This is a genomic window from Lewinellaceae bacterium (assembly GCA_020636105.1).
Classification (GTDB): Bacteria; Bacteroidota; Bacteroidia; order Chitinophagales; family Saprospiraceae; genus BCD1.
The window spans coordinates 4,100,210-4,117,825 of record JACJYL010000001.1; the positions used below are offsets into that span (position 1 = coordinate 4,100,210).

5 protein-coding genes are annotated in these 17,616 nt (G+C 48.1%); 3 read left to right on the top strand and 2 right to left on the bottom strand.

Features of this window, described 5'->3' with window-relative positions; all coding sequences use genetic code 11:
- Window positions 1–348 precede the first annotated feature (348 nt).
- Window positions 349–7,203: an HYR domain-containing protein gene (locus H6571_15390; protein ID MCB9325123.1), complete on the top strand. Its 6,855-nt coding sequence runs from the start codon at window positions 349–351 to the stop codon at window positions 7,201–7,203.
- Window positions 7,204–7,441: 238 nt separating this feature from the next.
- On the opposite strand, the gene H6571_15395 is transcribed toward H6571_15390, so the two are convergent.
- Both H6571_15395 and H6571_15400 read right to left on the bottom strand, forming a co-directional pair.
- On the bottom strand, window positions 7,442–8,050 hold the full coding sequence (locus H6571_15395; GenBank protein ID MCB9325124.1) for an outer membrane beta-barrel protein: 609 nt from the start codon (window positions 8,048–8,050) through the stop codon (window positions 7,442–7,444).
- 120 nt (window positions 8,051–8,170) lie between these two features.
- Window positions 8,171–12,331: a response regulator gene (locus H6571_15400; protein MCB9325125.1), complete on the bottom strand. Its 4,161-nt coding sequence runs from the start codon at window positions 12,329–12,331 to the stop codon at window positions 8,171–8,173.
- Between the two features lie 453 nt (window positions 12,332–12,784).
- Here H6571_15400 and H6571_15405 point away from each other — a divergent pair, with 453 nt between their 5' ends.
- Window positions 12,785–13,243, top strand: coding sequence for a DUF4968 domain-containing protein (locus H6571_15405; GenBank protein ID MCB9325126.1), 459 nt, complete (start codon window positions 12,785–12,787; stop codon window positions 13,241–13,243).
- A gap of 319 nt (window positions 13,244–13,562) precedes the next feature.
- A complete protein-coding gene (locus H6571_15410) occupies window positions 13,563–17,615 on the top strand; it encodes a response regulator (protein ID MCB9325127.1) in 4,053 nt (1,350 codons plus the stop codon).
- Window position 17,616 lies beyond the last annotated feature (1 nt).

Genomic DNA, 17,616 nt, shown 5'->3' on the forward strand with positions numbered 1-17,616 from the left:
TCCCTGATTTTGGCATAGACCAAAATCAGGGATTCTTTTTGCAATTGGTCGATTTTTAATTCTTCCGGCATAGAAAAACGACCTTATTGATTTCGGGGCTGAAATCATTAACTCGTAAACCGCAATTTAGGTTAATTGCCCAAAATGTCCGGTTTTTATCCAAATATGTCCGGTTTTTGGCCTCCCGTATATCCCATCTTTGCGGCAGCATTTAAACGACTAATAAACAACCGGTTTACCATAAGAGTGACCATCTAGCCGGGTATACCAGGTAGTCAGGTTGATCATATCTCAGTTGTAATGTACATGTAAACAAAGAAAATAAAAATGAAAAATCTGAAAATCACTATGAAATTCATTAAAGGAAAAATGCACCCTACGCAGCAGTCGACAGTTCCCGTTGAATATTTTCTGCCTGGCCTTTTCCACATGAACCTGAAAAATTCCCTTCATCGGCCATTGCTTCTGCTTTTTCTTTTAGGCAATTTAATGGTCGGTCAGCTCATGGCCCAGAGCACGCTGTCCACCTCGGACATCCCTACCCGCATCAATTATGAGAACGGGACGGATTACACCGATTATTTCGTCCCCAATGTGGGCGGATCCATCTCCTTCACCCTGAATGGAGGGGATGGCGGTCGCCGGAGGGTACCCGATCTATGCACCAGGAAGGGGGGGCAAGGTGCAACCGTGCAGGCTACCTTTTTCATTGGTCCCGGATCAGGACAGCTGGCGCCGGGCGGGCGCTTGCGTTTTATTCCGGGTGAGCGGGGAGAAAGTCAGGCTGGTAACGGCGCTTATGGCGCTGGTGGCGGTGGTGGATCTGGTCTGCTCTATACTACTGCCACGAATATTAGTGGCCTTTCCCAAACGCCATCTCTTGACTTTGCGGACGCCGGTACTTCCTGGGTCATTCTGGTGGTAGCCGGCGGTGGTGGTGGCGCCGGACTGAATGGCGTTTGTGATGGAACAGCCGGTGGTGGTGGCGTAACGACGGAGGATGGAGGAGACGGTTCTCCTAACGGAGGCGATGGCGGTACGGACGGAAATGGAGGTGATAGATATGGCGGTGGTGGTTACAGAGTAAACGGACAGACCGATAACAATTCCCCTGGCCAGTCCCCTGCCCAGGCAGGTAGAGCCACAGGTGGCGAGGGGGGCTCTTATCAATCCATGGGGGGGTATGGCTATGGTGGCGGTGGTGGCGGTGATCCTTTTACCTCTACTGGCGGCGGCGGCGGCGGTTTTTCCGGTGGTGGTGGCGGCGGTTTCAATGGCGGCGGTGGCGGTGGCGGTAGCTTCGTCAATGCAGCGGCCTCCAGTAGCGCCAAACAGGGCGGCGGCCGCACGAATAACCCCCGCAGCGGTTATATCGAATACGTCCTTGAGGATTCCGATTCTCCCGTAGCCGTCTGTCAGCCCGTGAACGTAGAACTGGATGCCGACGGTATGGCTACCGTCTATCCTGCTGACGTAGATGGCGGCAGCTACGATCCCAACGGCGATGATGCTGCCCTGGAGCGGGTCTTTGTCGGGTTTACCGGATTTGGTTTTGCTGAGGCTAGTGAACTTAATTTTGATTGTTCCGAAATAGGCGTGATTGAAAACGACTTTTTGTGGTTGCGCGTAACGGATGAGCAAAGCCTGGAAAGTTATTGCTTCGTGTCCCTGAATATTGAGGACAATAGCCCGCCTACGGCGCTTTGTCAACCGAGTATGACGCTCTTTCCGGATGAAACAGGTACCGTTTCCCTTACGCCGGCGGACCTGGACAACGGCTCTTTTGATAATTGCGGGATTAGCAGCCGGTCGATCAGCCAAACGACGTTCACCTGTTCCGACATCGGCACGCATTCGGTTGCCCTGACCTTGGGGGATGCCGAGGAAAACTTCTCCACCTGCACCACGGAAGTAACGGTAAAGGCGTACGAGCTGGACTGCCCGGATGATTTTTGTGTCAGCATCCCGCCGGGCGAAACGGAGGCCTACGTCGATCTTTCTTCTCCGGTCGGCACCTTCACCTGCGACTATTTTGTAGAAAGCAGGTTATACTGTGCAGATTGTGATCCATTCGCGGGCTGGACCACGACGGACAAAAGCGGCTACTATGGCCCCGGCGAATATACCCTGCGAACCCGTGTCCTCAGCGGTCCTAATGCGACGGTAGACATTTGTGTAATTAACTTCCGGGTAGCACCGAGTCAGACGGATTTTGAATTTACCTGCGGGCCAGACTTCACCGTACAGGTACCCGCCGGGGAGTGCGCAGCACAGGTCGATTTCCCGGATTCTCCGGTATCGGTACCGGCCCCCTGCGGTTACGAGGTCGCAAGCCAGGTTTGTGCCCTTACCCCTTTCAGCTGTAATCCTTCTTCGGGCAATAGCACGGAGAACAAGAGCGGGCTGTACCCACCCGGCGATTATGTCATGCGGTGGCGTCTGCGGATCGAAGGAACTAACAGTATAGCCGACGTTTGCCAGGTCAACTTTACCGTAGAAGGAAGCCCCCCCGTCACGGCGGTCTGTTCCAATCTGACGGTACAGCTGGATGACATGGGCGCCGCCTCGATCAGTGCCAGTGACATTAATAATACCCCCACGGACCTTTGTGGGGACCAGACCTTTACCCTCAGTCAGCAGGACTTCACCTGTCAGGATATAGGCAATAACCCCGTGACCCTTACGCTCACCAGTCCATCAGGCAATACCTCTGACTGTATCGCTAGCGTTACCGTGGAAGATCAGGTCGCACCACAGGCTATTTGTCAGAACACGACCGTTCAGCTCGATGCCTCAGGTAATGGATCCATTGTTACCGGGGATATCGATAATGGCTCCAATGATGCCTGTGGTATCGCAAATCTGTCCCTGTCACAAACAGCCTTTGATTGCAGCCACGTTGGAACCAATACGGTTACTTTAACTGTTACCGACCAGAATGGGAACGTGAATTCCTGCAATGCAACGGTCACTGTCCAGGACAATGTTGCCCCGAACGCTATTTGTCAGAACACGACCGTTCAACTCGATGCCTCAGGTAATGGATCCATTGTTACCGGGGATATCGATAATGGCTCCAATGATGCCTGTGGTATCGCAAATCTGTCCCTGTCACAAACAGCCTTTGATTGCAGCCACGTTGGAACAAATACGGTTACTTTAACTGTCACAGACCAGAACGGCAATGTAAATTCCTGCAATGCAACGGTCACTGTCCAGGACAATGTTGCCCCGAACGCTATTTGTCAGAATACGACCGTTCAGCTCAATGCCTCAGGTTATGCGTCAATTGTTACCGGGGATATCGATAATGGCTCCAATGATGCCTGTGGTATCGCAAATCTGTCCCTGTCACAAACAGCCTTTGATTGCAGCCACGTTGGAACAAATACGGTTACTTTAACCGTTACTGACCAGAATGGGAACGTGAATTCCTGCAATGCAACGGTCACTGTCCAGGACAATGTTGCCCCGAACGCTATTTGTCAGAACACGACCGTTCAGCTCAATGCCTCAGGTAATGGATCTATTGTTGTCGGGGATATCGATAATGGCTCCAATGATGCCTGTGGTATCGCAAATCTGTCCCTGTCACAAATTGCTTTTGATTGCAGCCACGTTGGAACAAATACCGTTACTTTAACCGTTATCGACCAGAACGGCAATGTAAATTCCTGCAATGCAACGGTCACTGTCCAGGACAATGTTGCCCCGAACGCTATTTGTCAGAATACGACCGTTCAGCTCAATGCCTCAGGTTATGCGTCAATTGTTACCGGGGATATCGATAATGGCTCCAATGATGCCTGTGGTATCGCAAATCTGTCCCTGTCACAAACAGACTTTGATTGCAGCCACGTTGGAACAAATACGGTTACTTTAACCGTTATCGACCAGAACGGCAATGTAAATTCCTGCAACGCTACGGTCACTGTCCAGGACAATGTCGCCCCGAAAGCTATTTGTCAGAATACGACCGTTCAGCTCAATGCCTTAGGTAATGGATCCATTGTTGTAGGGGATATCGATAATGGCTCCAATGATGCCTGTGGTATTGCAAATCTGTCCCTGTCACAAATTGCTTTTGATTGCAGCCACGTTGGAACAAATACCGTTACTTTAACCGTTACCGACCAGAACGGCAATGTAAATTCCTGCAATGCAACGGTCACTGTCCATGACAATGTTGCCCCGAACGCTATTTGTCAGAATACGACCGTTCAGCTCAATGCCTCAGGTTATGCGTCAATTGTTACCGGGAATATCGATAATGGCTCCAATGATGCCTGTGGTATCGCAAATCTGTCCCTGTCACAAACAGCCTTTGATTGCAGCCACGTTGGAACAAATACGGTTACTTTAAATGTTACCGACCAGAACGGCAATGTGAATTCCTGCAATGCAACGGTCACTGTCCATGACAATGTTGCCCCGAACGCTATTTGTCAGAATACGACCGTTCAGTTCAATGCCTCAGGTAATGGATCCATTGTTGTAGGGGATATCGATAATGGCTCCAATGATGCCTGTGGTATCGCAAATCTGTCCCTGTCACAAATTGCCTTTGATTGTAGCAACGTTGGAACAAATACGGTTACTTTAACGGTTACCGACCAGAACGGGAACGTGAATTCCTGTAACGCTACGGTCACTGTCCAGGACAATGTCGCCCCGAACGCTATTTGTCAGAATACGACCGTTCAGCTCAATGCCTCAGGTTATGCGTCAATTGTTACCGGGGATATCGATAACGGCTCCAATGATGCCTGTGGTATTGCAAATCTGTCCCTGTCACAAATTGCCTTTGATTGCAGCCACGTTGGAACAAATACGGTTACTTTAACGGTTACCGACCAGAACGGGAACGTGAATTCCTGCAACGCAACAGTGACGGTCCAGGACAATGTTGCCCCGAACGCTATTTGTCAGAATACGACCGTTCAGCTCAATGCCTCAGGTAATGGATCTATTGTTGTCGGGGATATCGATAATGGCTCCAATGATGCCTGTGGTATCGCAAATCTGTCCCTGTCACAAATTGCTTTTGATTGCAGCCACGTTGGAACAAATACCGTTACTTTAACCGTTATTGACCAGAACGGCAATGTAAATTCCTGCAATGCAACGGTCACTGTCCAGGACAATGTTGCCCCGAACGCTATTTGTCAGAATACGACCGTTCAGCTCAATGCCTCAGGTTATGCGTCAATTGTTACCGGGGATATCGATAATGGCTCCAATGATGCCTGTGGTATCGCAAATCTGTCCCTGTCACAAACAGCCTTTGATTGCAGCCACGTTGGAACAAATACGGTTACTTTAACTGTCACAGACCAGAACGGCAATGTAAATTCCTGCAATGCAACGGTCACTGTCCAGGACAATGTTGCCCCGAACGCTATTTGTCAGAACACGACCGTTCAGCTCAATGCCTCAGGTTATGCGTCAATTGTTACCGGGGATATCGATAATGGCTCCAATGATGCCTGTGGTATCGCAAATCTGTCCCTGTCACAAACAGCCTTTGATTGCAGCCACGTTGGAACAAATACGGTTACTTTAACCGTTACTGACCAGAATGGGAACGTGAATTCCTGCAACGCAACAGTGACGGTCCAGGACAATGTTGCCCCGAACGCTATTTGTCAGAATACGACCGTTCAGCTCAATGCCTCAGGTTATGTGTCAATTGTTACCGGGGATATCGATAATGGCTCTAATGATGCCTGTGGTATCGCAAAGCTTAGCCTGTCAGACACCGATTTTGATTGTGCTGATGTTGGGACCAATAGCCTGACGCTGACGGTTGAAGACGTCAACGGTAATGTGAATTCCTGTACCGCTACTGTGACCGTCGAAGATAATATAGCACCCAATGCAATTTGTCAGGACGGAGCAGTAAAATTAAATGCACAGGGTACAGGGTCCATTTATGCATTCCAGATAGACGGTGGCTCCAATGATGCCTGCGGTATTGCGGATATTACCGTATTTCCAAACACTTTTGACTGTGATGATCTGGGAGACAATACCGTTACCCTCACAGTTACGGATGTCAATGGTAATACCAATGCCTGTAATGCCAACGTAAGCATAATAGATAAAATTCCACCGCAGGCCTCCTGCCAGAATATTACCATTGCACTTGACCTTGAAGGATCAGCGGTCATTACCCCTGAGGAGATCGACAACAATTCATCAGACAATTGCTTTATAACGGATATGACGTTAGATAATGAAGCATTTGATTGTGACGATGTTGGAAACAATACCGTTACCCTTACCGTTTTCGACAGCAGCGGCAATTCGGATCAATGTACGGCAACGGTCAGTGTTGTGGAAGGAACGGGGCTGCCGACAAACTGGGCCCATGAAGACATCGGGCTGGCCAACGGGGATGCTTCCTACACACCCTGTGGAGGAAATTTCACGGTCAGCAGCTCAGGGTATCCCACACCGTTAAATGACATTCAGCATTCTGCTTTCCAGGAAATATGCGGAAATGTAGAGATCATCGCCCATATAGAAAGTATAGTCAATCCTGGTTGGGCCGGTATTGAAATCCGTGAAACGCTGGACACTTATTCGAAAGCAGCCCAGCTCAAAACTCAGTTGGGGTCCTTCGTCCACAGGGTCGTAAGAACCACGACCGGCGGATATGCTATCAGCAAGCAATTATTCAGGATCGGTCACCACTGGCTGAGACTGGTAAGGACGGGAGACAGTTTTGTGGGATACACTTCTCCGAATGGGGTGAACTGGTTTTTTGCTTTCCAGTCGACCATCAATATGAATGATTGTGTTTATGTCGGCTTGTTCACTGAAGGCAATAGCGTTAATATGGAAACCACCGCCGTATTTGAAGATGTTGATATTATTGATAACCAGAATCAAGGATTCAGTGCCCCCATTCAGGTTCCTGGGGACATTTCTTCAGAAGGCAAGGGCGATATAGACATTAATCTTTTCCCCAACCCGACGGATAAGATTCTGAATATTGGTTTCAACAAGATCACCGGGCAGAAAATGACCCTGGAGATTCTCGACATCAATGGCAAGCGGTTCTATTTCAAAACCATCGAGGGTGACATTTTCAATCTCGACATTGACCTGCAGGAAATAGGCATGCCTGCCGGGTTGTACCAGCTTAATATCAGGTATGAGGACTTCGTAGTCAGCAAACGTTTTGTAAAAGGGAAATAATTGGTCTTTTAAAAATTTCACTTTTTCAGAAGGCACTCTTGGTCCTTTAACAGGATTAAGGGTGCCTTCTTGTTTTTAGGAACCGGGTTAGCGGTTTGCATAGGGCTTGTGGCGATTTCGAAGCACTTTCCTGTCCACCGAAAGCAAAGCGGGCTACGAAGCGAAAACATAGCTTGCAGCCGTTCAATCGCCATAAGCTATATGCGTTGTTGGCTACTGGCTTTCATTTAGCTATTCACTAAAATTTAAATTTTACAAATAAATCAAAGGTGTTTGTGCTCATTCTACTATCAATACCACTCTGATTCTTTGAAAAATCGGAGAAATTGTATTGAATATTATATGCAACTCCCACAGCAGCTTTGGAAGAAACATCATGACAAATCCCTAATCGTCCCTGCAAACCCATAGACCAATTCTCAAATTCGAGATCTTCAGTCGAGTTCACGTATTTATAAGAATCTTCGATGATATGATTGATAAACAAACCACCACTTGTAATTAACTGGGTCTTTTCGTTCAAATATTTGTTGGTATTGAGTAAGACAGGGATTCTTAATATTCCACGAGTTTGATTATAGTTTCCATTTTCATTGAAACTATTGCCATTAAGGCCTAATACTGAAAATCCCGTACTAATTCCAAGATTTTCTTTGAACTGGTATGTTCCAAGAATTTCGACACTTGTAGTACCTAATCTAGTGTTTATTCCTTCATTTTGAATTACGCTTGACCCAATTCCGTATGAAAGTTGAAAACCAAACTTTGATGGCTGATTCACTTGTGCATTTGTTGACAATGACAAAACCATAATTGGCAGGACGAGAGCAAAGATTTTTTTATTCATTTTATTCAATTTATTTTTGGTAAAAACGGAATGGTCGTTTATATATTACCTTTCGTTTAAAATATAAATTGTTAAATTTTCGGCTTGCTGCCAACGAATAATAAGCTCAAAGGCTTTATTTTAATACAAGTAATCACTCGGCAATCGGCCAAACCTCTCCTGAAAAACCTTTGTCAGATAACTGCCCGAACTATAACCGCAAGCAGCCGCTACTTCATTAACCGTTAAATACGCCTTACATTCCAGTAGATAACGGGCTCTTTGGAGTTTTACTTCCTGTAAATATTCACTTGGTGAAAGACCGGTAGCCGACTTGAGCCTGCGGGAAAACTGTCGTTCACTCAGGAACATTTTATTGGCAAGGTAAGAAGCATTTAATTTTATTTGTCTGGCCAGGGCGTCCCTGGCAGCCTCCTCTACCTGCTTCAGCCAAATTTGATCAGCTGAAGCCTCTGTCTCTAATACAAATTCAACGTCTTGTTCTTGTTCTATTTTACGAAATGACCTCCTCTTGTAGTAATTATGGAGCAGGTTCCTCACCCGTGCTTCCAGTTCAGCTGGCGAAAAAGGCTTGAGCAGGTAGTCGTCCACCCCCATACGCAGCGCCTGAAGTTTATCTTCCTCCGCTGCTCTGGCTGTCAGCATAATCACAGGCAGCTGTTGCCACTCCTGGTGAGCTTTAACCTTTTCCAGTAACTCATAACCATCCATTTCAGGCATCATAACATCAGACAGGATGAGTTCAACACCTTGAACCGACGGATCCCCGGATTCGAGCCACTGCCAGGCGACTGCCCCATTAGAAGCGACCTGGCAATCGTATTGGTCTCCCAGCAAGGAGTATAACAATTGCTGCATATCCTCATTGTCCTCAACGATGAGCAGCTTTCTTTTTTCAGGCCATACATTGTCAATTACCTTTGGAGAAGCAATCCTGGAAACAGCTGGCAGGATAAATTGCTCAGGCTGTAAAACACCTTCACCATCAAAGGTGAGATCTGCATTTACCGGCTTTTTGGGCAGGCACAACCGGAACAAAGCCCCTTCACCCTTCTTGCTTTCAACTGTTAGCGTCCCCTGCATGAGTACTGCCAGCTCCCGCGACAGAGCCAGCCCAATGCCGGATCCACTCTGGCTACTACCTACATTCTTTTTGGCCTGGTAAAACCTGTCAAATACATATGGAAGATCCTCCGCCGCGATGCCGGGCCCATTATCCCTGACTTCCATGACCAGCTCACTGTCAGATTGGAACAGCCTTAGGTCAACTTTTCCATTTGAAGGGGTAAACTTCAGCGCGTTAGCCAGAAGATTGTTCAATATTTTTTCCAACTTGCCAGGATCGACCCGGAAATCCTCCTCCTCAGCCAGGTCAGCGTGAAAGGTATAAACAATCTGTTTCATATCCGCCGCAGAGGAATAAGCACTGAAAAGTTGCCGGCAGAATCCGGCCAGAGGGATGGGCTTCTCATTCAGCGTCGCTTTTTTGGCCTCCAGACGTGACAACTCCAGTAACTCTTCGACCAGGCCGCTTAGCTTAAGGGTATTACGGAGAACCAATTGCAGCCTTTTTACCAGCCATTGCTCAAGAGAAGTGCCATATTTTTGCAGCAAGTCTTCCAAAGGGGCCTGGATCAGGGTGACCGGAGTGCGAAGTTCATGGGAAATATTGGTAAAAAAGCGGGTCTTAAGCTCATCCAGTTGTTTCAACTCTTCTGCCTGCCGGGCGATCACTTGTTTATCTTCTTCTATTTTTTTGGTCCTTCTGGCGACTTCCAACTCCAGGCGACGGGCTTCAAGTTGCTTATTGCGTGCCCAGATCAGGCCAAACACCACAAAAGGCAAAGCCACCAGCAAATAAAACCAGCCTTGCCTGTAAAAGAACTCCCGGGCATGTATAGGAATGACCAGGGGCGTTTCCGTCCAATTGTTTCTATAATCTGCTCCTTTGATCAGGATCCGATACCGGCCAGGGGGCAGGCGATTGAGGTTAAGTTCTGGCTGATTGCCTAAATAGTGCCATTCCTTATCCTTGCCTTCTATCCGGTAAGCATAACGGTTTTTGTGGGGTTCGAGGTAACTCGATAACGCAAAATGCAGATGGATACCGGGATATTCGGCAGGCAGCTCAATAGTGCCCAGCTTTTCCAGGTTTTTCTGTAACGTAATCTCATGTCCCTGATGCTTATCAAAAAACGACAGCTCCGTAAGGAAGATCTGTACATCTTGCTTGCTTGCAAAGGCTGCTTTCACCCCTTGCGGGTCTATAATACTAATCCCCTGTCTGCTGCCAAAGAGCAAGCGGCCATCGGGAAGTTTGAGTGGGTCAAAACGTTCCAGCTTATCATAAATGAGACCGTCTTCCTCATATAGGATATTTTTTACTTCCCCTTCCGGGGAAACAATGTTGATTCCATATTCCGTTCCAACCCAAAGAAATCCTTCATCATCGGGAATGATACTCATCACGGCATTGTTAGACAATCCTTGCTGCTGATCGATGATGGTGATATCACCAGATTGAGGATCGAATCGGTGTAATCCTCCATAGTAAGTTCCCAGAAATAACCGGCCACCTTCATCCTCATAGATAGAAGTAAACCGGATATCGGCAAAGCCATCTTCCGCACCGAAGCGCCGGCTTTTCCGGTTTTTAAGATCAAATTGCCAAAGCCCATCATTGGTGGGTATCCAAAGTAGTCCTTTCGAGTCGAGAAATAAATCCCTGATAAAGGCGGGCAGCTCATGTGGAATCCCCGGCCCAAAATCTACTGGTTGCCGGGTCACAAGATTATAAAACCCGATCGAGTTATCACCATATTGAACAGCCACCAGGTGATCACGTAACAAAGCAAAAAGCCGGCCTTGTTGCCCCAGATCGTATCCATCGCAAGTATTATTAGCGGGATGATACTTTAGCAGATATTGGTTTGCAATCATCCAGAGGTTGCCATTTTCATCCGGTATGATCTGTTGCTTCATCCCCTTTTCAAAAATAAGGGGAGTCAAACCACATTCAGGCCCTTCGAATGGAAAGCTGCGCTGTTCTTTTTCATCATAACAATACATTCCCTCTTTGACGGTATTGACCAGCAAACGTCCGTCGGGCAGTGGTGCCATAGCACTGATCCATTTTCCTGCCATAGCCTGCCGAACGGATTCTTCTTCCCTCACCCCTATGGAATAAAGGCCGGAATTTCCAACTGCATAAACTTGTCCCCTGAAATCATTAGCGACCAACCGTCGAATATCTTTCACCTTGGAAAGCACTGCCGAATAGTCGTACCGCTTACCGGTTTTATCTTCCAGAACAGCACGGTATTGACCCGATTTGTCCTCAAAAAGAAAGCAAATATTACCCGAGGCATCCTTAAACAAGTTCCGGGGTTTCCAATCGGCAGGAAACTGACTGCGCATGGATACGAAGTGGTCGGCCTGCCGGTCGAAGATCAAAAATCTATTACCGTAAAAATTAGGTAAAAACAGATATACGGAACCATTCTCCTTTTTGAGCAATATCATAAACTGATCCTCAAATATACTGATCGAAGGCACGTCTATCTTGCCAGTATTGACCAAATCTTCCAAACCATATTTCCTGACCTGTCCGCTTTTACGGTCTACCCGGTACAATGGAAAACTGTTCCCCGTCAGCCAGTATTCGGTTTCATCCACCACCAGCGGATAATTTTGCACCCCCCAGGTACCTTCTGAATAATCCAGGGAGAGTTCTTTTACCAGAGTGCCATCCTCTACTCTGAAAAGATGGATCTCCTGATCAGCCGAAAACCCCAGAGTATAAACGGTTGATCCAACCTTATCGAATCCGGAAAGCTTTATCTTCTGAAAAGTAGTATCTGCAAAAGGAAGCTGCTGAATGACCCTTGAATCAGGATCAAAGAAAAAGAACTGGTTGGAATTCGCTAATCCTAACAATTGCCCGCCGTCCAACTCACCTTTAAGTGCTGGTGAGACGATCGGGTTTCCATTATCTTCAAAAAGCTCAACCGGCTGAAACTGATACCCATCAAACCGAAATAGTCCGACAGAGTTGATGACCCGCTCACTCCCGCATACATTCAGCCACATACGACCGCTCTTGTCCAAATAAACCTCACTGAAGCAGGTCCTGGAATAGGGAGAATCTTCCTGATAAAAGTGATCGATGTAGGAGGGTTGAAGCTGCTGCAGCCCCTGACCATAACCCGAACACAATACCAAGCCAGCAATAAAAACCATGGACAGTAACCTGACCGTCTGAGTCTTAATATTAAATGTCATATTAATCTTCCTGAATAACACCAGGATTAAACACTGGCAAATATCCGGATTTTATCCATATCAGTCCAGATTTTGGCTTCCGATCAACACTGTTTTTGCTGCTGGACATTGACGATTCATGAATGAACAGACCATTTGCATGGAAAGCAACCAAGTATCAGGGAAACACCTGACAGTGAGCAAGTTTATATTAAAAAGAACATTAATTTGTATTCTGCCTAAGTTTTTCCCACTGCTTTTTCTCGTTGGGAAATTGGTCATGTACCGGCATGAGACAACTTATTATTATACGAAAAACGAAGTAAAAAGTTGCAGATAATTTTCCCAAGAACAAGATCAATAATAATCCTTTGATTTCTAGCCATAGTGTAAAACAACTCTGAAATCCAGCACCAAAGGTACTGTTATTAGACACAAGCTGCAATTGGAACCAAAGCACCGCCGAAATGGTCAATGTTGTCGAAGGGCCCGAATTACCACCTGACAGGACACACGATGATTTTAGCCCTGCAGATGAGCAGCTTTTTACCCGATGGCATCCGAATCGCCACTTCTGACGGAACCATTGATATGACCGCTTTTTCTGAAAGTACCCTGCAGGTGGTCTTCACCCCGGTAGGAGAAGAAAACCCTCCGTGCTATGCCATAGACGGCCATCCGTCCAAAGTCAGGGATGATTACCGGGAGGATGCCAACTCCATCTTTTATGAAACGGATGGCATCAGTGTGACCATCAATAAATCGCCTTTCAACATTTCGTATAGTTACAAAAACAACATCCTTTCCTTTGAAGCCGTCGGAGGGCGAATGAGTTATCTTATCGCCGCAGCGGATGAATGGGGCAAGCTGGCCGGCAACTACACCAGCCTTACCGGCCGTCAGCCCATGACCCCGCGGTGGCTGGTGGGGTGAATTAGGAGAACCTGAAGTGCATCCGGCAGACCTGCTTCACGTAAACGGCACAATCCTCGAAGTTTCAAGGAACCAGGATGAAAGCGCTTTTTGGGATGGGGAAACTTTAAGTATTAAGGCATATTTTAAGGATAAATTAATGGTAGAAATAAAAATTTAGCCATGTCATAATTAAAATCCCTATTTCTCTTCCTGCTTATTGCCACCATGACAGGCAGGTAGAGTTTTGCTCGAAAAATAAAAAAAACTCAAAACTCCCCCATACCTTTATTTTTCCGTCTGGAATGCTTATTTTTCAGGCTTGCAAGTATAAGGAGTTATGAAACAAATTTGGGTCTTGTTATTCTCCTGTTTTACCGTTGTTTTGTTCGGTCAAACGGAAAGTAATGTGAGCCTGCTATCGGTAAACGAAGGGCTGTCACAGGGGCAGGTGTTTGATGTGTGCCAGAGCAGAGACGGTTTTCTCTGGGTTGCGACCAAAGACGGGCTGAACCGCTACGATGGTTATCGTTTCGAAGTTTTTACGAACGACTCCTTCGATCCCTTTTCCATTATTTCCAATGAAGTGTGGAAAATTTTTGAAGACAGCCGGGGATGGATATGGGTAGCCTGTCCGGGAGGGCTGGACGTATTATTGCCCCAAACCGAACGTTTTTTTCATATCATCCCGGACATACGGGGCTTGAACGGCGACTCCATTTCCTTCACCGAGACGCCAGATGGGACAATCTGGATAACCGTAGCCGGAAAGTTATGGAAGATAGAGATACCCAAAGGCAGTCTGACAACGGCCGCCAGGGCCGGCAATGCTTTTCCCGAACTGCCGGTAACCCGGATCGAATCCCCTGGGGGGCTGTTCAGTACTGTTTACTTTTCTAAAAAGGGAACCCTTCTTGCCGCCTCCTCAAAGGGCGTTTTCAGTGTAAATCCGGCTGACGGATCCCTGCAAGTGGAAGCCCTTGCAGGCACCTCAGTAGACATCATAGGAGAAGACAACCACGGCAGGATCTGGCTCATTGCCCTTTCACCCGCCTTGGAAGGGTTGTATTACCAGGCGCAATACGACATGTGGGTGTGGAATACCGATGAAGGAAAACCCCGGCTGATACCCTGCCTGCCTTATGGCCGATACAAGTTCGACCGCAATGGCTTCCTGTGGGCCTGGAAGTACACCGATAATACATTCCAAAAATGGGATCCTGAAAAATTCATTGTTGGAGGACCTCCTGAGCTGGAATGGGCCAACGACCAGGCTTTCACCCAAAGCCCTGCTTACTTCCCCATCACCATTGCCTTCGATCGTTCCGGAAATCTTTGGCTGGCCACCAATGGCTTCGGAATGTTACGGGTCGGTTTTCAAAATACAGGGTTCAGCAGTTATCTGCCGCTTACCTCCCAACGCATGATCACTGAGAGTCCGGACGGGGATCTTTATCTCCAATCTGATTACCAAAAGCGGTATCCCTCCGCCGGTTTTCGGAAAGGCATGCCTACCCCTTGGGCCATCCCAATCTCCAAAACGGAAAGAAAGACGGTAATCACTTTCGATTCCAAGGGAAACTGCTGGGCAAATAAAAACGCCGATTCCCTTTTTCTCCTGGGGACACCTGCCCGCCAATATCCCTGGAAAGCAATGGGCCTGATACCCTGCAAAAACCGAAAACTGCTCAGTGTCAGCGAAAAAGGGCTGCATCAGTTTGACCCTGCCACGGGACACAGCCGGCTGATCCCATTTGACCACACCCCGGAGCCATCGCCCACTTTCACCTATTCGCAATTTTTATACGAAGATCATGAAGGTACGGTCTGGATCTTTGCCTTCAAAGGATTGATCGAGGCGACACCTGACGGGGATGGCTACCGTTTTCGCTACTTTAAGAGCCACCCGGCCGACCGTACCTCCCTGTCGGACAATACGGTGCTCAGTGTAGCCGCCGACCCGCTCGATCCCGGCAGATTCCTGTGGGTGGGCACCAAGGGTGGCGGGCTGAACCGGCTGGACCGGCAGGCAGGCACCTTCCAGCACTATAAAACCGGGCAGGGCCTGCCGGACAACGTCGTTTATGGCATCCTGCCCGATGACAACGGCCACCTTTGGCTCAGCACCAACAAAGGGTTGTGCCGTTTCCATATACGCGACGAATCGACACGTAACTTCACCGTGGCCGACGGTCTGCAAAGCAATGAATTCAACCAGTCGAGCTACCTGCGTACAAGAGATGGGCACCTGATCTTTGGCGGTATCAATGGCCTGACGGTCTTTCATCCCGACAGCCTCCTGTTTAACGAATATCAACCCACCACAGCGATCACCCGCGTCTGGATTAACAATCAGCTGACAAGCTTTCGACCGCTGCAGAAGAAAGGAAATATTCCTCCTGCCCTTGAAAAGAAGGATCAACAAACCCTTTATCTTGATTTAACCCATCGTCAAAATCTGATCTCACTGGAATTTGCCGCTTTGGAGTTTACTAATCCGGAGCAAAACCAGTATCGTTACCATTTGGCACGCAAAGGTTTTTTGAGTACCCATACAGACAACAAATGGGTCGAACTAGGCTCCAAAAACAGTGTGCAATTCGCCAACTTAAGATCGGGAAGGTACACCTTCCAGGTACTGGGCAGCAACAACGACGACGCCTGGAGCGAACAACCTGCCGTACTGGAATTCACCATTCGCCCGCCCTGGTGGCTGAGCTGGTGGGCCTACCTGGGGTATGCCCTGCTGGCCGGTCTGATGGTGAACCTCATCTACCACACACAGCTGCGACAACGTCTACAGGTGCAGGAAGCTTTCCGCCTCAAGGAACTGGATCAATTCAAAAACCGCTTCTTCGTCAATATCACCCACGAATTCCGCACCCCTCTTACAGTCATTTTGGGGCTTTCCAGGCAACTCAGGATGAGCAAAAAAGACTTATCCGAAAAAGAATTCGCACTCAAGCTTGACCTGATTCGAAGAAATGGTGAAAACCTGCTGCGTCTGATCAACCAACTGCTTGATCTGGCCAAATTGGAATCCGATAAACTAAAGCTCAACTATATTCAAGGTGATGTGCTCCCATATTTGCGATATGTGGTCGAGAGTCTGCACTCCCTCGCTGCTGTTCACAATGTTGGCATAACAATAATAAGTGCCGATGCCCCAATCGTGTTGGACTATGATCCTGAGCGGCTTCAGCAGGTCGTTTTTAACCTGCTGTCCAACGCGATAAAGTTTACACCATCTGGGGGCAAGGTCGAGCTGGAAATCAGGGTAGCTGCAGCCTCAGGACAACGTCTTCCCCAACTGATCCTGGAGGTGCGTGATACCGGAGTCGGTATTTCACCGGCAGACCTTCCCCATATTTTCGAACGGTTTCATCAGGCTGGCCATCTGGAGAAAGCTCTGGTAGGAGGCACCGGGATTGGCCTGGCCCTCACCCGAGAACTCGTCGAGGCGATGGAAGGGGAAATAAAAGTTGAAAGTCAGCCCGGCCAGGGCACTGTTTTTCGGGTACAACTCCCTATCCACCAACAGGCAGAGCTTCAGGAAGCAAGCCTTCCCGTGCCTGCCGGGGAATTGCAAGATATTGGAGAAAGACCGTCGCCCCCGGGTCATCAGGAACTCCCTCAATTGCTCATCGTTGAGGACAATCCGGATGTGATGGAATACCTGGTCTCATGTTTAAAGGGAACCTTTGCTGTACAGTTAGCCTACAATGGAGCTGATGGAATAGAAAAGGCCCTCGAGATAGTGCCTGATCTGATCATCAGCGATGTCATGATGCCTCAAAAAGACGGCTTTGAGGTGTGCAAGGTACTGAAGGAAGACGAACGTACCAGTCATATTCCCATCGTTTTGCTGACCGCCAGAGCGGAGGTGAAGGATCGCATCCTGGGGTTGCGCAGGGGAGCTGATGCCTACCTGGCCAAACCCTTCCATGAGGAGGAATTGCGGGCCACCCTGGACAACCTGTTGGAGGTGCGGCGCCATCTTCAGGAAAAATACCGGAACGCTGCCTTCACAGCACCCAATGCCGAAGCTTCTGCCAAGTCTGATCCTGAACAGGACTTTATACAAAAAGCCCGATCCATTGTCCTGGATCACCTGCCTGATGTCACCTTCTCCGTGGGAACTTTTTGCCGTTCAATGGCTATGAGTCAGCCACAATTACACCGAAAATTAACCGCCCTGACGGGAAAAAATGCCACGCTTTTCATCCGCTCCATCCGATTGGCAAAAGCCAAGGAATTACTGTTGGCCAAAGGGAAAAACATCAGCGAGGTAGCTTATGAAGTGGGCTTTTCTGACCCTAAATACTTCAGCCGGGTTTTCTCGGAAGAATTCGGCGTTTCCCCCCAGCAATTTGTGAACAAACAGGGCCTTTGAA

Excerpts from the sequence above, each read along its gene's own strand:
- H6571_15395 (MCB9325124.1), bottom strand. The coding sequence starts at position 8,050 with ATGAATAAAAAAATCTTTGCTCTCGTCCTGCCAATTATGGTTTTGTCA.
- H6571_15405 (MCB9325126.1), top strand. The coding sequence starts at position 12,785 with ATGTTGTCGAAGGGCCCGAATTACCACCTGACAGGACACACGATGATT.
- H6571_15390 (MCB9325123.1), top strand. The coding sequence starts at position 349 with ATGAAATTCATTAAAGGAAAAATGCACCCTACGCAGCAGTCGACAGTT.
- H6571_15410 (MCB9325127.1), top strand. The coding sequence starts at position 13,563 with ATGAAACAAATTTGGGTCTTGTTATTCTCCTGTTTTACCGTTGTTTTG.
- H6571_15400 (MCB9325125.1), bottom strand. The coding sequence starts at position 12,331 with ATGACATTTAATATTAAGACTCAGACGGTCAGGTTACTGTCCATGGTT.